Annotated in this window: 14 protein-coding genes; 10 read left to right on the forward strand and 4 right to left on the reverse strand. The window is 60.4% G+C overall.

Going from position 1 to position 16,970, the window contains the following annotated elements; all coding sequences use genetic code 11:
- Positions 1 to 91: 91 nt before the first annotated feature.
- Positions 92 to 868, reverse strand: coding sequence for a 5'-methylthioadenosine/adenosylhomocysteine nucleosidase (locus AC07VI_RS25320; protein WP_086144304.1), 777 nt, complete (start codon positions 866 to 868; stop codon positions 92 to 94).
- Between the two features lie 1,479 nt (positions 869 to 2,347).
- On the opposite strand from AC07VI_RS25320, the gene AC07VI_RS25325 reads away from it, so the two are divergent.
- The 7 genes from AC07VI_RS25325 (at position 2,348) to AC07VI_RS25355 (ending at position 11,090) form a co-directional block, all read left to right on the forward strand.
- Positions 2,348 to 3,973: a GMC family oxidoreductase gene (locus AC07VI_RS25325; RefSeq protein ID WP_086144305.1), complete on the forward strand. Its 1,626-nt coding sequence runs from the start codon at positions 2,348 to 2,350 to the stop codon at positions 3,971 to 3,973.
- 133 nt (positions 3,974 to 4,106) lie between these two features.
- Entirely contained in the window at positions 4,107 to 4,877 is a 771-nt protein-coding gene (locus AC07VI_RS25330) for an ABC transporter ATP-binding protein (protein WP_086144306.1), read from the forward strand.
- Positions 4,877 to 5,605: an ABC transporter ATP-binding protein gene (locus AC07VI_RS25335; RefSeq protein ID WP_076564748.1), complete on the forward strand. Its 729-nt coding sequence runs from the start codon at positions 4,877 to 4,879 to the stop codon at positions 5,603 to 5,605. The genes AC07VI_RS25330 and AC07VI_RS25335 overlap by 1 nt, the downstream gene beginning before the upstream one ends.
- 73 nt (positions 5,606 to 5,678) lie before the next feature.
- On the forward strand, positions 5,679 to 6,887 hold the full coding sequence (locus AC07VI_RS25340) for an ABC transporter substrate-binding protein (RefSeq protein ID WP_076564750.1): 1,209 nt from the start codon (positions 5,679 to 5,681) through the stop codon (positions 6,885 to 6,887).
- A gap of 163 nt (positions 6,888 to 7,050) precedes the next feature.
- A complete protein-coding gene (locus tag AC07VI_RS25345; RefSeq protein ID WP_099374817.1) occupies positions 7,051 to 7,935 on the forward strand; it encodes a branched-chain amino acid ABC transporter permease in 885 nt (294 codons plus the stop codon).
- A 31-nt stretch (positions 7,936 to 7,966) separates the two neighbouring features.
- Positions 7,967 to 8,947 (forward strand): branched-chain amino acid ABC transporter permease, encoded by a 981-nt coding sequence (locus AC07VI_RS25350; RefSeq protein ID WP_086144308.1) that lies wholly within the window; start codon positions 7,967 to 7,969, stop codon positions 8,945 to 8,947.
- 76 nt (positions 8,948 to 9,023) lie between these two features.
- Positions 9,024 to 11,090 (forward strand): 3-hydroxybutyrate oligomer hydrolase family protein, encoded by a 2,067-nt coding sequence (locus tag AC07VI_RS25355; RefSeq protein ID WP_492992029.1) that lies wholly within the window; start codon positions 9,024 to 9,026, stop codon positions 11,088 to 11,090.
- A gap of 3 nt (positions 11,091 to 11,093) precedes the next feature.
- Here AC07VI_RS25355 and AC07VI_RS25360 read toward each other — a convergent pair whose 3' ends face one another.
- The 3 genes from AC07VI_RS25360 to sugE form a co-directional block, all read right to left on the reverse strand.
- Positions 11,094 to 12,251, reverse strand: coding sequence for an iron-containing alcohol dehydrogenase (locus tag AC07VI_RS25360; protein ID WP_099374819.1), 1,158 nt, complete (start codon positions 12,249 to 12,251; stop codon positions 11,094 to 11,096).
- Between the two features lie 186 nt (positions 12,252 to 12,437).
- Positions 12,438 to 12,797, reverse strand: a complete 360-nt coding sequence (locus AC07VI_RS25365; RefSeq protein ID WP_086144311.1) for an NADH-quinone oxidoreductase subunit A — start codon at positions 12,795 to 12,797, stop codon at positions 12,438 to 12,440.
- Positions 12,798 to 12,808: 11 nt separating this feature from the next.
- Positions 12,809 to 13,129, reverse strand: a complete 321-nt coding sequence (gene sugE / locus AC07VI_RS25370) for a quaternary ammonium compound efflux SMR transporter SugE (RefSeq protein ID WP_492992035.1) — start codon at positions 13,127 to 13,129, stop codon at positions 12,809 to 12,811.
- A gap of 312 nt (positions 13,130 to 13,441) precedes the next feature.
- Between sugE and mnmG the strand changes: the two genes are divergently transcribed.
- The 3 genes from mnmG (at position 13,442) to AC07VI_RS25385 (ending at position 16,948) form a co-directional block, all read left to right on the forward strand.
- Complete coding sequence (gene mnmG, locus AC07VI_RS25375; RefSeq protein ID WP_086144313.1) at positions 13,442 to 15,379, forward strand: tRNA uridine-5-carboxymethylaminomethyl(34) synthesis enzyme MnmG; 1,938 nt, start codon at positions 13,442 to 13,444, stop codon at positions 15,377 to 15,379.
- The gene (gene rsmG / locus AC07VI_RS25380) at positions 15,376 to 16,020 is read left to right on the forward strand and encodes a 16S rRNA (guanine(527)-N(7))-methyltransferase RsmG (protein WP_086144314.1); all 645 of its coding nucleotides are present in this window, start codon (positions 15,376 to 15,378) and stop codon (positions 16,018 to 16,020) included. The genes mnmG and rsmG overlap by 4 nt, the downstream gene beginning before the upstream one ends.
- A 157-nt stretch (positions 16,021 to 16,177) precedes the next feature.
- On the forward strand, positions 16,178 to 16,948 hold the full coding sequence (locus tag AC07VI_RS25385; protein WP_086144315.1) for a ParA family protein: 771 nt from the start codon (positions 16,178 to 16,180) through the stop codon (positions 16,946 to 16,948).
- The last annotated feature ends 22 nt before the right edge of the window (positions 16,949 to 16,970 follow it).

Genomic DNA, 16,970 nt, shown 5'->3' on the forward strand with positions numbered 1-16,970 from the left:
GTACAAAACGCCCGATGCGGTGCATCGGGCGTTTGTGCAGCAATAAATACTGTCAACCTATTTTAGGACTGGACACACGCTAGCTGAAAAATCAGCCGACCAGGCGCTGGCACAGCTGCTGAATTACCGTCAACGCATACGGCGAGGCGACGGTCTGCACGAAACGCATGAAGTCGACGGCAGCGTCTTCATTGGCGTTGTCGGAAATGGTGCGCATGACGGTAAACGGCACGCCCAGCTCAAAACACACTTGCGCCACGGCGGCGCCTTCCATTTCGACGGCCAGCAGGTCGGGGATATCCGCTTTCAGCTCGTTGATATGCGCGGCGCTGCTGATGAACTGGTCGCCGCTGGCGATCAGGCCGCGGTGTACTTTGGCGTGCTGCAAACAGAATTGCGCGATATCGGCGGCCTTGAGCACGCTGGAGACATCGTCACGCAGGAAATCTTCCGCGGCGCCAGCCAGTTGCGTGCTCAGTTCCAGGTCCGTGGCAAAGCGCTGCAAGCCCGTCAGCGGCACTTCGAAGCGGGGAAACAGGGGGCGGGCGTCCATATCGTGCTGCAGCAGTGCTTCGGCCACGACGATATCGCCTACTTTCACGTGGTGATCGCCACTGCCGGCCACGCCGGTGAAGACGATGTGGGTAACTCCGTACTTTTCCACAAGGATAGAAGCTGTCATGGCAGCGGCAACCTTGCCCAGACGCGACAGGACGCACACAGCGTCGATATTCCACAGGGTTCCCAGGGTGTAGTCGCGCATGCCGTGCGAACGCCTCTGGGGGCCTTGCATGGCTTCTACCAGCCCCTGCTGTTCTTCGTGCAAGGCACTGATGATGCCTAAACGCATTTTTTTGTGTGAATTCATGCTGTTTTTACAGGTTTTTTGCATTGCAAAACGGTTTACAGGGTGAAAACAGCCGTTTTGGCGACTTTTCCACCGTTCGCGTTTGTCTCTGTGTTTTAAATAAAGATGTATACATAAAAATAGTAGTGATAGTAAACGGCCATTTTTTTGTGGATAAGTCGGTATACCATCGAAAAATCATCGACTTAGCGCACAAAAAAGTAGGCGTACAAGCATTGTATCTACGGAGGACTTGTTTGGGATAAAAATTGGCTTGTGGACAAAGATCGACTTTTCCCACATCTCATCCTGTGGATATGCAGGCACTTATCCACATAGCCAAGCAAAAATCACGGTTTTTCTTGCTGTCGTGGCATGTTTAATGTGCTTCGCATGTCGTGATCCCTGTTTGGCAATCAACGTTGAGCGATCACGAACGCTGTTCTTTCGCGAACATTGGCGTCCAGGTGATTGCTGGAAGACGGTTTGGCAGTGGGTCGCGCTGTTGCCGTTGGCTCTTTTTTTGACGTTTTTTGTATGCTTTTTGGAAATATCCCCGGACTTCCGTTTTTTTTGTCGGTTTACAATAGATCTATATATAAAAATAGTAGTAATAGTAAACGCGCTTTTTTCTGTGGATAAGTCGCTTTTTTTCAACAGGATCAATCGTTTACGCGCAAAATAAAGCGTGCATAATCGCTGTATCACGCGAGGAGCAAAATTGTATAAAATGCGGGCCTGCGTATAACTTCGTGTTTACGCACAAGTCATCCTGTGGATATCAAGTGACTTATCCACAATCGTTGTAAATTCCCCCTCTTTTTGACATCGAATTGCTTGCTGGCTCTGTGCCTGGTCAGGTCTGTTGGCGTTTCCATTTTGCAAAACGGTTTGGCAGTGCAGTGTGCGTGATGCCGGCCGTGCCGGTTTTCGTCGCTCAGTTGTTGGCTGGATTTTTTTTTTGCGTACTGAAAGCCGCTTGCGGTTTTTTTTACAGGCAAAGACTGCAGGGCTTTCTTTTTTTCGAAGGGCAGGCAAAGCGGGCGTTGTCGGGTTTACCTTAACAAGATCGTATACAAGAATAGTAATAGTAGTTAACGGCGGCATCTTCTGTGGATAAGTCCTGATTTATCCTTGTAAACAATCGCTTGGCGTACGGATAAGCGCTGAGTAAGCGTTGTATCTGCATGGGATGGTTTTGGGATAAAAAAAAGTCATCCAAAAAAAATTTCGTTTACTCACATATCGTACCTGTGGATATCCATACGGTTATCCACAGCTCGCAACCCCTGTTGGGGACGGTTTTTTCGTTGCCCGACAAGCGCGTCAACACGGCGATCATGCTGGCCATGCGATTAATGTCGCCCTGGGCCGGCACTGGTGGTAATCTCAATGTGGCTCAGCAGCCAAGCATGCATGAACGAATACAGACTCTGGTAACGCGATGCGGCGGGGAGACACGCCGCGCGACAGCTTGATGGCATACCGAAAGGAGCTTCATTGGAATCGGCAGGCGAATACGACTACATCATCGTGGGCGGCGGCACGGCCGGCTGCGTACTGGCCAACCGGCTCACGCGCGACAAGGACGCCAGCGTTTTACTCGTGGAAGCGGGCGGCAAGGACGATTACGTGTGGATCCACATCCCCGTCGGCTATCTGCATTGCATCGGCAATCCCCGCACGGACTGGCTGTATGCCACGCAGGCGGACGCGGGCCTGGGCGGGCGCAGCCTGATGTATCCGCGCGGTAAAGTGCTCGGCGGCAGCTCATCCATCAACGGCATGATCTATATGCGCGGCCAGGCCGGCGATTACGACCATTGGGCCGACCTGACGGACGACGCTTCCTGGCGCTGGGACAAAGTCTTGCCGCTGTTTAAGCAAAGCGAGGATTATTACGGCGGCGCGTCGGAAAACCATGGCGCTGGCGGCGAGTGGCGCGTGGAAAAACAGCGCCTGTCGTGGGATATCCTCAATGCCTTCCGCGATGCGGCGCAGCAGGTCGGCATCCCGAAAACCAGCGATTTCAACGGTGGCGACAATAGCGGCAGCGCGTATTTCGACGTCAACCAGCGCCGCGGCATCCGCTGGAACACCTCGAAAGCGTTTCTGAAACCGGCGTCGCGCCGGCCGAATCTGACGATCATGACAGGGTGCCATGTGGAACGTCTATTGATCGAGACCACGGAAGCGGGGCCGCGCTGCACGGGCGTCGTGTTGACGGGCGGCGGCACGCAATGGCAGGCGACGGCCCGGCGTGAAACTTTATTGACGGCGGGCGCCATCGGTTCGCCGCAATTGCTGCAATTGTCCGGCATCGGCCCGGCCGCCTTGCTGCGCGAACACGGCATCACGCCCGTGCTCGACGCCGCCGGCGTGGGCGGCAATTTGCAGGACCACCTGCAGCTGCGCATGGTATACAAGGTGCAGGGGGTGAAAACCTTGAACGTGATGGCCAGCAATATCGTCGGAAAAATGCAGATCGGCTTGCAATATGCGCTATTCCAGAGCGGGCCCATGTCGATGGCGCCGTCGCAGCTGGGGGCATTCGCCAAGTCCGATCCGCAGCAAGCCACGCCGAACCTGCAATACCACGTGCAGCCCTTGTCGCTCGATAAATTCGGCGAACCCTTGCACGCGTTTCCCGCGTTTACGGCCAGCGTCTGCAATCTGCGCCCCACCTCGCGCGGCCACGTGCGGATCGCCTCGGCCGACAGCTATGCGGCGCCGAACATCGTGCCCAATTACCTGAGTACAGAACAGGACCGCAAGGTGGCGGCCGACGCCCTGCGCCTGACGCGGGCCATCGTGGCCGCGCCCGCCCTGAAAAAGTTTGCGCCGCAGGAATACAAGCCGGGACTGCAATTCCAGAGCGAGGAAGAGCTGGCGCAGGCGGCCAGCCAGATCGGCACCACGATCTTTCACCCGGTGGGCACCTGCCGCATGGGCGTGGCCGGCGATCCGTCCAGCGTGGTCGACAGCACCTTGCGCGTGATCGGCGTGGCTGGTTTACGCGTCGTCGACGCTTCCATCATGCCCTACATTACTTCTGGTAATACGAACTCGCCCACCGTGATGATTGCGGAAAAAGCGGCGCAAATGATACATGCGGCCTGGAAATAGCAGGGCAAGCGTGCAAGTTTGCGCCATTCGGCCTGGCGAAAAATCCCCGTAGTTATACTGTATTGTGCGTTAAATTCAAGTTGTGTATTATAAAAATGACTAAGTAGTACAAAAAGTACAACTAGGAGACACGATGTCAAACGTAATCTTGGAAACAAGAAATTTGACCAAGGAATTCAAGGGTTTCACCGCCGTCAGCGAGGTGAACCTGAAGGTAGAGCGGGGCCATATCCACGCCTTGATCGGTCCTAACGGCGCCGGCAAGACCACGTGTTTCAACTTGCTCACCAAATTCCTGGTCCCCACCGGCGGACAGATCCTGTTCAACGGGAAAGACATCACGGCCGCCAAACCGGCCCAGATCGCCCGCATGGGCGTGATCCGTTCCTTCCAGATTTCCGCCGTCTTCCCCCATTTGTCCGTGCTGCAGAATGTGCGCATCGGCTTGCAGCGCCAGCTCGGCACCTCGTTTCACTTCTGGAAAAGCGAACGTTCATTAAGCCAGCTCAACGACCGTGCCATGGCCTTGCTGGCTGAGGTCGACCTGACGGAGTTTGCCGACACCATCACGGTCGACATGCCTTACGGACGCAAGCGGGCGCTGGAGATCGCCACCACCCTGGCGATGGAACCGGAAATGATGCTGCTCGATGAACCGACGCAAGGCATGGGCCACGAGGACGTGCACCGCGTGACGGAACTGATTAAAAAAGTGTCGGCCGGGCGCACGATTTTGATGGTGGAACACAATATGAGCGTGGTGTCCGGCATCTGCGACAAGATTTCTGTCCTGCAGCGCGGCGCCATGCTGGCCGAAGGCAGTTACGCGGAAGTATCGCGCAATCCGCAAGTGATGGAAGCGTACATGGGCACCACCCACGCCGAACTGGAAGGGGCGCATTGATGGCGACACAAGTGAATGGCAACGCACCCGCGCTGGAAATTGCACAATTGCATACGTGGTATGGCGAATCGCACATCCTGCACGACGTTAACTTGAAGGTGGAGCAGGGCGAGGTGGTGACCTTGCTGGGCCGCAACGGCGCCGGCCGCACGACCACCTTGCGCGCCATCATGGGGCTGACGGGCGCGCGCACGGGTTCCATCAAAGTCCATGGCGCCGAAGCGATAGGTTTGGCCACGCACAAGATCGCCCACCTGGGCATCGGTTACTGTCCTGAAGAGCGCGGTATTTTCTCGTCGCTGTCGACCGAGGAAAACCTGATGCTGCCGCCGACCCTGGCCAGCGGCGAGAAGGGCATGTCGGTGGAGGAAATCTACGCCATGTTCCCGAACCTGCAGGAACGCCGGCACAGCCAGGGCACGCGCCTGTCGGGCGGCGAGCAGCAGATGCTGGCCGTGGCGCGCATCCTGCGCACGGGCGCACGATTGCTGCTGCTCGATGAAATATCCGAAGGCCTGGCGCCCGTCATCGTGCAGGGCCTGGCGCGCATGATTACCACCCTGAAAGCGAAGGGATACACCATCGTCATGGTGGAACAGAATTTCCGGTTTGCCGCGCCGCTGGCGGACCGGTTTTATGTGATGGAGCACGGTCAGATCGTCGAGACTTTTGCTGCATCCGAACTGGAGGCCAAGATGCCGGTATTGACCGAGCTGCTTGGCGTGTAGTGCCCATGTCGTTTTTACTCGTCATCGTCCAGCAATCGACTGAATAGCAAACAATAATCCCAACGGAGACACTATGAAACGTAACGCTATCGCCATTGCCACCGCCACCCTGTGCGCACTGGGTTTTTCCGCTGCCGCGCATGCCCAGGTATCGGGCGACACCATCAAGATCGGTTTTATTTCCGACATGTCGGGCGTGTATTCCGACGTCGACGGCCTCGGCGGCGCGGAAGCCATCAAGATGGCGATCGCCGATGCCGGCGTCGTTCTCGCCGGCAAGAAGGTGGAATTCATTTCCGCCGACCACCAGAACAAGGCCGACATCGCCGCCTCGAAGGCGCGCGAATGGTTCGACCAGCAGGGCGTCGACATGCTGATCGGCGGCACCAATTCCGGCGCCAGCCTGGCCATGGCCAAGGTCGCGGCGGAAAAGAAAAAAATCTTCATCGCCATCGGCGCCGGCTCTTCGCGCCTGACGAACGAGGAATGCACGCCGTACACCGTGCACTACGCTTACGACACGGTGGCGCTGGCGCGCGGCACGGGCGGCACCATCGTCAAGCAGGGCGGCAAGAACTGGTATTTCATGACGGCCGACTATGCGTTCGGCCATTCGCTGGAAAAAGACACGGCCGAAGTCGTCAAGGCGGCCGGCGGCAAGGTGCTGGGCAGCGTCAAGCATCCGCTGGGCGCTTCGGATTTCTCTTCCTTCCTGCTGCAGGCGCAGGCGGCCAAGCCGCAGATCCTGGGTCTGGCCAATGCGGGCGGCGACGCCATCAACAGCATCAAGGCGGCCAACGAGTTTGGCCTGACGAAGTCCATGAAGCTGGCCGGCCTGCTGATCTTCATCAACGATATTCATTCGCTGGGCCTGAACCTGACGCAGGGCATGTACCTGACGGACGGCTGGTACTGGGACTTGAATGCGGAAACGCGCGCCTGGTCGAAACGCTATTTCGCCAAGATGAAGAAGGAGCCGTCGATGCTGCAGGCGGCCGACTATTCGGCCGCGGCGAACTACCTGAAAGCCGTCAAGGCCGTCGGCACGGACGATACCGAGAAAGTCATGGCGTATCTGAAAAAGACCAAGATCAACGACATGTTCACCCAGAATGGCGAAGTGCGTCCCGACGGCCGCATGGTGCACGACATGTATCTGATGGAAGTCAAGAAGCCGTCCGAATCGAAGTACCCATGGGATTACTACAAGGTCGTGGCCACCGTGCCCGGCGCGCAGGCGTATGTGACCAAGGCTGAATCGAAGTGTTCGCTGTGGAAGTAACGCTGTAGCAGTCCGTCAAACGGATTGCCCGCCCGGTGCGGGCAGTCTCTCCTGCAGGCGCTTTGCCTGCAGGGTTCGCCTTGCGCCGCCGCGCCCGTCTGCGGTGGCGTGTTTCCCTTGATACCACACCGTCGTCCGGCGGTGCTTTTTATACTGTGATGCCATGGAAATTTTCGGCGTTCCATTACCTGCGATGATGAGCCAGCTGCTGCTGGGCCTCGTCAACGGCTCGTTCTATGCCATGTTGTCCCTCGGACTGGCCGTCATCTTCGGCTTGCTCAATGTCATCAACTTCTCGCATGGCGCCATGTACATGATGGGCGCCTTCCTGGCCTGGATGGGCCTCAGTTACTTCGACATCAATTACTGGGCCATGCTTGTCATCGCCCCGATCATCGTCGGCCTGTTCGGCATCCTGATCGAAAAAACCATGCTGCGCTGGCTATATAAACTCGACCACCTGTATGGACTGCTGCTGACGTTCGGCATCACCCTGATCGTCGAAGGCGTGTTTCGTTCCTTCTATGGCGTCTCGGGCCAGCCGTACGCGGTGCCCGAAGCGCTGGCCGGCGCGACGGACCTGGGCTTCATGATCCTGCCGAACTACCGTGCCTGGGTGGTGATCGCCTCGCTGTCCGTCTGCCTGGCCACCTGGTTCGTCATCGAAAAAACCAAGTTGGGCGCCTACCTGCGGGCCGGCACGGAAAATCCGAAACTGGTGGAAGCGTTCGGCATCAACGTGCCGCTGATGGTGACCCTGACCTTCGGCTTCGGCGTGGCGCTGGCCGGTTTTGCCGGCGTGCTGGCCGCGCCGATCATCCAGGTTTCGCCGCTGATGGGCTCGAACCTGATCATCGTCGTCTTCGCCGTGGTGGTGATCGGCGGCATGGGGTCCATCATGGGTTCCATCCTCACGGGCCTGGGCCTGGGCGTGATCGAGGGCCTGACCCGCGTGTTTTACCCGGAAGGCTCGGCCACCGTGGTCTTCGTGGTGATGGTCATCGTGCTGCTGCTGCGTCCCGCCGGCCTGTTCGGCAAAGAAAAGTAATCCTCATCAGTCATGTATTGGAGCTACCACGATGAATAAGAATGTAGGCTACGCCATTGCCCTGCTGCTGGCACTGGCGGCCCCGTTTTACGGCTATCCCGTCTTCCTGATGAAGTTGCTGTGTTTTGCCCTGTTTGCCTGCGCCTTCAATTTGCTGATCGGCTATACGGGCTTGCTGTCGTTCGGCCACGCGGCCTTCTTTGGCGGCGCCGGCTATGTCACCGGCTACGCGCTGCGCAGCTGGGGCTGGCCGACGGAACTCGGTCTGCTGGCCGGCGTGCTCACCGGCGCCGGGCTGGGTCTGGTCATGGGCGGCCTGGCGATCCGCCGCCAGGGCATCTACTTTACGATGATCACCCTGGCGCTGGCGCAGATGGTGTATTTCCTCGCCCTGCGCCTGCCGTTCACGGGCGGCGAAGATGGCTTGCAGGGTGTTCCACGTGGAACCTTGCTGGGCATGATAGACCTCGGCAACGACACGGTGCTGTACTACGTCGTGCTGGCCATCTTCATCGCCGGCTTTGCCCTGATCGTGCGCACCATCCACTCGCCGTTCGGGCAAGTGCTCAAGGCCATCAAGGAAAATGAACCGCGCGCCATCTCGCTCGGCTATGACGTCAACCGCTACAAGCTGATGGCCATCGTGCTGTCCGCTTCGTTGGCCGCGCTGGCCGGCGCCACCAAGACCCTGGTGCTGGGCTTTGAGACTTTGACGGACGTGTATTGGGGCATGTCGGGCCTGGTCGTGCTGATGACCCTGGTTGGCGGCATGGGCACCCTGGCCGGACCCATCCTTGGCGCCGTGCTGATCATCGCGCTGGAAAACAAGCTGGGCGACTTCGGCACGTATCTGGCCACGCACACGGGCATCGAATGGTTCGGCACCCTGGGCGAATCGGTGGGCATGGTCACCGGCGTCATCTTTGTTCTCTGCGTGCTGATGTTCCGGCGCGGCATCGTCGGCGAAGCCATCGCGCGCTTCAGCGCCAGGCCAGCCAAGGCCGCTGTCTGATTTTCAAGCAACGCCGGACCGATCGTCCGGCGTTTTTCATTGTGCGTCCATTGTGACTTCAACGGAGAGAACCACCATGCAAACGACGAGTACGCGCGCGCCCGCTGGCGTGGGCCTGTGCACCTTGCTGCTGCTGGCAGCCTGCGGCAGCAACCATGCACCCGAAGAGCTGAACCGGATGCCCGGCTACCTGGGAACGATTGCGCGCGCCGACTACGACGGCAAGAGCAATGACTTGCTGACGGCGGGCCTGGGCAAGACGGGGCTGGCGGGCGCCACGCCCCTGTATGCGAATGCGGAACAGCCGACGCCGGTGGAACTGCGCCGCAATGCGATTTATGCCAACTACCGCGCCGTGCTCGACATCGCTGCCAACAGCGGCTACGGCACCCTGTACGGCCCGAACGTGGACGCGGCCGGCAACGTGGGCGGCGGCGAGGGCTTGATTGCCGGCAGCGAATACATCGCCTACGCCGACGACGGCACGGGCAAGAAGAACGTGACCTTGATGGTGCAGGTGCCGTCCAGCTTCGATCCTGACCACGCCTGCATCGTCACGGGCACGTCGAGCGGTTCGCGCGGCATCTACGGCGCTATCGGCAGCTCCGGCGAATGGGGCTTGAAGAAAGGCTGCGCCGTGGCGTATGCGGACAAGGGGTCCGGCACGGGCTTGTATGTGTTCGAGGATGACAGCGTCAATCTGCAAAACGGCGTGCGCGCGGGAAGGGGGGCTGCCGGCAAGAGCGCCATTTTCGCCCCCGACCTGGGCGACGCCGATCGCCTCGCCTGGGCCGCCGCCTATCCGAACCGCATCGCCTTCAAGCATGCGCACTCGCAGCAGAACCCGGAAAAGGACTGGGGCAAGGTGACCTTGCAGGCGGTCGAGATGGCGTTCTACGTCTTGAACGAGCGCTACGGCGTGCTGGCCCGCGACGGCAGCTCGCGCATCGTGCGCCTGACGCCGAAGAACACCATCACGATTGCGTCGAGCATTTCCAATGGCGCCGGCTCGGCCCTGCTGGCGGCGGAACAGGATACGGGGGGGCTGATCAGCGGCGTGGCGGCCAGCGAGCCGCAGATCCAGCCGCAGCCTTCCGCGGCCTACAGCGTGCGCCAGGGCGGGGTGCTGGTGGCCAATCCCGGGCGCGCCCTGTTCGACTACGCCACCTACGCGGCCCTGTACCAGCCATGTATCGCTTCCGTGGCCGGCAATGCGGGACGCTGCACGGTGCTGGTGGCCAAAGGCTTGTTGAACGGTGCCGACCTGGCGGCGCAGCAGGCGGACGCAAAACTGCGCTTGCAGGCGTATGGCTGGCAGGCCGATTCCGACCCGCTGCAGGCGGCGCATGCGGGCACGAATATCCTGGTGGCCGTCACGTATGCGTATGCCTACGGGAAATTTTCCGTGACGGATAAAGTATGCGGGTTCACGTTTGCGCAGACGGATGGCGGCGGCAACCCGATCGCGTTCACGTCGGCGCAGAAGGTCGCCAGCTTTGCCACCCAGAGCGGCATCGTCGGCAATGTCGTATATGAAAACAGCGTGGGCGGCGCCAGGGTGTACACGGCCGGCGTGTCGCCCTCAAGCAATCTGGCGGACCAGTCGCTCGACGGCTTCCTGTGCCTGCGCAGCCTGGCCACGGGGCGCGACGCCGTCAGCGGCGCCAACCTGGAAGGCACCCTGGCTGGGCAAAGCGTGCGCGTGCGTGCCGGCATGGCGGAGGTGCAGGCGGTTGGCAAGCTCAACGGCAAGCCGGCCATCATCGTGCATGGCCGCAGCGATACCTTGATACCTGTCAATCATGCCTCGCGCGCGTATGTGGGCCTTAATGCCGCCGTGGAAGGCGCCGCCAGTCGCTTGCGCTATATCGAGGTAACCAACGCCAACCACTTCGATTCTTTCAGCAGCGCCTTGCCGACCCGGATCGTGCCCTTGCACGTCTATCTGAACCGCGCGCTCGACGCCATGTACGCACACCTGGCTTCGCAGCAGGCCCTGCCGCCGTCGCAGGTGGTGCGCACGGTGACGCGGGCCGATGCGTCGACCCTGATCACCAACGTCAACGTGCCGCCGATTGCCGCCGCGCCCGTGCCGGCCAATCTGATCAGTGTGACGGGCGCCGTGGTGGATGTGCCCAACTGAGTGTCATAGGGCCGCCGCATAGATGGCCCGGGCATCCCCGCGCGTGACGGTGCGGGGATTGTTGCCCAGCAAGCGCGTCTGCAGCATGGCCTCGTCGGCCAGCCGGTCCAGGTCGCTGGCCGCGATGCCCACCTCGCGCAGGGTACGCGCGATGCCGGTGGTTGCGGCAATTTCCTGCATGGTATCGATCAGCGCCTGTGCCCGCGCTTCATCGCTGCCCTTCATGGCGGGCCGGAGCACGGTGGCCAGCTCCGCATACAGGGGCGCCGCATGGGACAGATTAAAACGCAGCACATGCGGCAGTACCAGCGCATTCGACAGGCCATGTGGCACGTGGAACAGGCCGCCGATCGGATACGCGAGCGCATGCACGGCCGCGACGGGCGCATTGGAAAACGCCTGGCCGGCCAGCATGGCGCCCAGCAGCATGGCCTGGCGTGCCGGCAAGTTGGCGCCATCGCTGCAAGCCGTGACGAGGTGGCCATGCAGCAATGACAGTGCCTGGCGGGCCAGCATGTCGGACAGGGGATTTTTCAGCAGCCGGCTGGTATAGGCTTCGATCGCATGCACCATGGCATCGATGCCGGTGGCGGCCGTGATCGCGGGCGGCAAGCCCAGGGTCAGGCTGGCGTCGAGGATGGCCAGGTCCGCATACAGTTGCGGCGCGACGACGCCCATCTTGCTGGTGGCGCCCGTGGTGACGATGGCGATGTTGCTCACTTCCGAACCCGTGCCCGCCGTGGTCGGCAATTGCACCAGCGGCAGGCGCTGGCCTTGGACATTGCCGATGCCATATAGTTGTCCCAGTTCCTGATGCCCGGGCGCCAGGACGGCAATCAGCTTGGCGACATCGAGCGAGCTGCCGCCGCCGAGGCCGATAATCAGTTCCACGTGAAACATCTGGGCCTGGGCCACGCCGGCCAGCACGACGGCTTCCGGGGGATCGGCTTGCACTTCGGAAAATACGTGGACGTCGATGCCCGCCACCCGCAGGCTGTGCAGGGGAGCCTCGGCTAGTCCCGTGCACAGGAAGCCCGCATCGGTGACGAGCAGGGCGCGGCGTACCGACGGAAAGTGATGGGCGATGTGCGCGCCCAGTTGGGCAGCGGCGCCCGCGTCGACGATTACATGGGGCACGGTGCGAAACTGGAAGGCGGACATGCGTACTCCTGGCGAGGAACAGAAGCCAAGCTTACTCCGCTTTCCGGCTCCGCGCATGTTCCACGTGGAACCGTTTGTGCCCGGTAAGCGGCTGGCCGGCGCCTGGCTCACGACGAGCGCCACGCCGGACACCGCCGCCAGCAGCCGGGCCGACACCCATGAGCAGCTTGAGCAGGAGCAGGTCTGTCATTCCCACTCCAACGCACCGCGTTTCCATTCGTAGGCCAGGCCGATGGTCAATACGGCGAGAAAACCCATGACGGCCCAGAAGCCGGGCAAGCCCAGTGCGTTGACGTTGGCCGCCCACGGCATCAGGAAGATGACTTCGATATCGAACAGGATGAACAGGATGGCGACCAGGTAGAAGCGGATATCGAACTTCATGCGCGCATCGCCGAATGCTTCGAAGCCGCATTCATACGGCGACAGCTTGTGTGCGTCGGGTTTGTGCGGACCGAGCACGCGTCCCAGCAGCATGGGCACGATGCCGACCAGGATACCGATCAGTATGAACAGGAGGACGGGGAAATAGTTTTCGAGGAGCATGGAGATTCCTCTTAATGGCTCGATGACAGTTTCATCAGCACGATGCCGCACACGATGAGCACGGCAGCGCACACGCGCATGGCGTTGACTTGTTCGCCCAGAAAGACGATGCCGGCGATGAAGGCGCCGACGGCGCCGATGCCGGTCCAGATGGTGTAGGCCGTGCCCAGGGGCAGGGTGCGCATGGCCAGCGACAGCAAGCCGAAGCTGGCGATCATCATGACGACGGTGACAACGGAGGGGGTGAGTCTGGTGAAACCCGCGGAGAGTTTCATCGAATATGCCCACACGACTTCAAGCATGCCGGCAATAATTAAAAGTATCCAGGCCATGGCGGCTCCTTATACAGAGCGGGCCGTCCCGGTATGTTCCCATGATGGGGGAGGCCGTCCTCCTGGAGGATCGTCGCGCCGGCCACTGGCGTGACCTTGCGGACGACGCGGCAATTGTAGCAAACATTGACGGTTGCCGCAGCCCGGGCCAGGACGCGATTCGTGTTCCACGTGAAACAGAAACAGCCCTTGTCATGCCCTTGCTGAGTAAAAATTAAGCAAAAAGTGACCCGCGTAAGGTTGCGCTTGCAAAAAGACTCTATAATCGGAGCTCAATCCTCACATTTTTACCTGCACTGTTACCTATTTATCATGTTATTTCCTACAGAATTCGACGTCATCGTTGTCGGTGGTGGTCACGCCGGTACCGAGGCGGCCCTCGCTTCCGCCCGCATGGGGCAGAAGACGCTATTGCTCACGCATAATATTGAGACACTGGGCCAGATGTCGTGCAATCCTTCCATCGGTGGCATCGGCAAGGGCCACCTGGTCAAGGAGGTCGATGCCATGGGCGGCGCGATGGCGATCGCCACCGACGAGTCCGGCATCCAGTTCCGCATCCTGAATTCCTCGAAAGGCCCGGCAGTGCGCGCCACGCGCGCCCAGGCCGACCGTATTCTCTACAAGGCCGCCATCCGCACGCGCCTGGAAAACCAGCCCAACCTGTGGCTGTTCCAGCAGGCGGTCGATGATTTGATGGTCGAAGGCGACCGCGTCGTCGGCGCCGTGACGCAGATCGGCCTGAAGTTCCTGGCGCGCGCCGTGGTGCTGACGGCCGGTACCTTCCTCGACGGCAAGATCCACGTGGGCCTGAATAATTATTCGGCCGGTCGCGCCGGCGATCCGCCCGCCATCTCGCTGTCCGCCCGGTTAAAAGAGCTGAAACTGCCGCAGGGGCGCTTGAAAACGGGCACGCCGCCGCGCATCGACGGCCGCACGATCGACTTTTCCGTGATGCAGGAACAGCCGGGCGACCTCGATCCCGTGCCCGTGTTCTCCGTCATGGGCAACACGGCCATGCACCCGCGCCAGGTGCCGTGCTGGGTCACGCACACGAACGCGCAGACGCACGACATCATCCGCGCCGGCCTGGACCGCAGCCCCATGTACACGGGCGTGATCGAAGGCGTGGGTCCCCGTTATTGCCCGTCGATCGAAGACAAGATCCACCGTTTCTCGGGCAAGGAATCGCACCAGATCTTCCTCGAGCCGGAAGGCTTGACGACGCATGAGTTCTATCCGAACGGCATCTCCACGAGCCTGCCGTTCGACGTACAGATCGCCCTGGTGCAATCGATGAAGGGCATGGAAAACGCGCACATCCTGCGTCCCGGCTATGCCATCGAATACGATTATTTCGACCCGCGCGGCTTGAAGGCCTCGCTGGAAACGAAGGCCGTTGCCGGCCTGTTCTTCGCCGGCCAGATCAACGGCACCACGGGCTACGAGGAAGCGGCCGCGCAAGGCATGCTGGCGGGCCTGAATGCGGCCTTGCTGACGCAGGACAAGGACGCCTGGGTACCGGGCCGCTCCGAGGCTTATCTGGGCGTGCTGGTCGACGATCTGATCACCCAGGGCGTGCAGGAACCGTACCGCATGTTTACCAGCCGCGCCGAGTACCGTCTGAGCCTGCGCGAAGACAATGCCGACATGCGCCTGACGGAAATCGGCCGCGCCTTGGGCTGCGTGGGCGACGCCCAGTGGCAAGCGTTCGAGACTAAGCGCGAAGCGGTGGCGCGCGAGCTTGAGCGCCTGCGTTCCACGTGGGTCAATCCGCGCATCCTGGCGGCCGCCGAGTCGGAACGCATCGTCGGCCAGGCCCTCGAGCGCGAGTACTCGCTGGCCGACCTGCTGCGCCGTCCGAACGTGGCCTACGACACCCTGATGAGCATGACGGGCATCGAAGGCCAGGCGCTGGCCGGGCCCGGCGTGGAAGACCCCGCCGTGCGCGAGCAGGTGGAAATCCAGCTCAAATATGCGGGCTACATCGAGCGCCAGAGCAAGGAAATCGAGCGCCATGAACACTATGAAAACCTGGCCTTGCCGGCAGGTTTTAATTACCTGGACATCGCTGCGCTGTCGGTCGAAGTGCGGCAAAAACTCGACAAGCAGCGCCCGGAAACCCTGGGCCAGGCATCGCGCATTTCGGGCGTGACGCCGGCGGCGATTTCGCTGCTGCTGGTGCACCTGAAAAAGCGCGGCTTCGGCGCCGCGCAGACCACCACTTTAAAGGACGAGGTTGTTGAATGAAGCAGTTTGACCGGGCGCAACTTGCCCAGATTTTGAATGAAGGCATCGCCGCGCTGGGGCTGGACCTGAGCGCGGATCAGACGGAAAAACTGCTCGATTACCTGGCCTTGCTGGCCAAATGGAACAGCGTGTACAACCTGACGTCGGTGCGCGATCCCCTGCAGATGCTGACCTTGCACGTACTCGATTCGCTGGCCGCCGTGCCGGCGTTCGCGGATGCAAAGAATGTGCTCGACGTGGGCGCCGGCGGCGGCTTGCCGGGCATGGTGCTGGCCATCGCGCGGCCCGATATGAAGGTGTCGATGATCGACACGGTGCACAAGAAGACGGCCTTCCTGACGCAAGTGAAGGCCGAACTGGGCCTGGCCAACGTCACGGTGTACACGAAGCGCGTGGAGCAGCTGGAAGTGCAGCAGAAATTCGACGTGATCACCTCGCGCGCCTTTGCCGACCTGTCCGACTTCGTCAACTGGTCGAACCATGTGCTGGCCGAGGGCGGCCAATTCATCGCCTTGAAAGGCGTGGCGCCGCCAGACGAGAGAGAGAGACTGCCGGCAGACTGGCAAGTGACGCAATTGCGGGCTATCCAGGTGCCAGGGCTAAATGCAGAGCGTCATCTGGTCTTTATAGCAAGAGTCTGAAAAGCGGAAATAAAAAGTATAAATAGTTTATACGGTATAAATAATATAAACCATATAAATGATTTATATCGTATAAACGAAATAAACAGTATAAATCGTTTCGGCCTGATGCCGGGGCGCACGATGATGTTTGCATCTCTTTACAACTAGAAGATACATGGCCAAAATTTTTTGTGTAGCAAATCAAAAGGGTGGTGTTGGTAAAACCACAACAAGCGTCAACCTCTCCGCCGGTCTGGCCAAGTTGAACCAGCGCGTGCTGCTGGTCGACCTCGACCCGCAGGGCAATGCGACCATGGGCGCCGGCATCAACAAGGCCGGCCTGACGGCGTCGACCTATGAGGTGATGCTGGGCGAGTCCGATGTCAAAACGGCACGCCAGCGTTCGGAAGCGGGGCGCTTCGATGTCTTGCCGTCGAACCGCGAGCTGGCCGGCGCCGAAGTGGAGATGGTCGAACTCGATAACCGCGAACGCCGCCTGAAGGATGCGCTGGCCGAAGTGGACGGCGAATACGATTTCATCCTGGTCGATTGCCCACCGGCACTATCGATGCTGACCCTGAACGGCCTGTGCGCCGCGCATGGCGTGATCATCCCGATGCAGTGCGAGTACTACGCGCTGGAAGGGCTGTCCGATCTGGTCAACACCATCAAGAAGGTGCACGCCAACCTGAACCCCGACCTGAAGATCATCGGCCTGTTGCGCGTGATGTTCGATCCGCGCATGACATTATCGCAACAAGTGTCGGCCCAGCTGGAACAGCATTTCGGCGACAAGGTGTTTACCACCATTATTCCGCGCAACGTGCGCCTGGCCGAAGCGCCATCGTACGGCTTGCCCGGCGTGACCTTCGACCCGAGCTCGAAAGGTGCCCAGGCATATATCGCCTTCGGCGCCGAAATGGTCGAACGCATCAAACATATGTAAACAAGGAGCAAGCGCGAACGCA

The organism is Janthinobacterium sp. GW821-FHT03A03 (assembly GCF_059421435.1).

What these genes read in the sequence shown, in the direction of transcription:
- AC07VI_RS25320 (WP_086144304.1), bottom strand. Translation starts at nt 868, where the DNA reads ATGAATTCACACAAAAAAATGCGTTTAGGCATCATCAGTGCCTTGCAC.
- AC07VI_RS25330 (WP_086144306.1), top strand. Translation starts at nt 4,107, where the DNA reads ATGTCAAACGTAATCTTGGAAACAAGAAATTTGACCAAGGAATTCAAG.
- AC07VI_RS25335 (WP_076564748.1), top strand. Translation starts at nt 4,877, where the DNA reads ATGGCGACACAAGTGAATGGCAACGCACCCGCGCTGGAAATTGCACAA.
- AC07VI_RS25340 (WP_076564750.1), top strand. Translation starts at nt 5,679, where the DNA reads ATGAAACGTAACGCTATCGCCATTGCCACCGCCACCCTGTGCGCACTG.
- AC07VI_RS25345 (WP_099374817.1), top strand. Translation starts at nt 7,051, where the DNA reads ATGGAAATTTTCGGCGTTCCATTACCTGCGATGATGAGCCAGCTGCTG.
- AC07VI_RS25350 (WP_086144308.1), top strand. Translation starts at nt 7,967, where the DNA reads ATGAATAAGAATGTAGGCTACGCCATTGCCCTGCTGCTGGCACTGGCG.
- AC07VI_RS25355 (WP_492992029.1), top strand. Translation starts at nt 9,024, where the DNA reads ATGCAAACGACGAGTACGCGCGCGCCCGCTGGCGTGGGCCTGTGCACC.
- AC07VI_RS25360 (WP_099374819.1), bottom strand. Translation starts at nt 12,251, where the DNA reads ATGTCCGCCTTCCAGTTTCGCACCGTGCCCCATGTAATCGTCGACGCG.
- AC07VI_RS25365 (WP_086144311.1), bottom strand. Translation starts at nt 12,797, where the DNA reads ATGCTCCTCGAAAACTATTTCCCCGTCCTCCTGTTCATACTGATCGGT.
- sugE (WP_492992035.1), bottom strand. Translation starts at nt 13,129, where the DNA reads ATGGCCTGGATACTTTTAATTATTGCCGGCATGCTTGAAGTCGTGTGG.
- mnmG (WP_086144313.1), top strand. Translation starts at nt 13,442, where the DNA reads ATGTTATTTCCTACAGAATTCGACGTCATCGTTGTCGGTGGTGGTCAC.
- rsmG (WP_086144314.1), top strand. Translation starts at nt 15,376, where the DNA reads ATGAAGCAGTTTGACCGGGCGCAACTTGCCCAGATTTTGAATGAAGGC.
- AC07VI_RS25385 (WP_086144315.1), top strand. Translation starts at nt 16,178, where the DNA reads ATGGCCAAAATTTTTTGTGTAGCAAATCAAAAGGGTGGTGTTGGTAAA.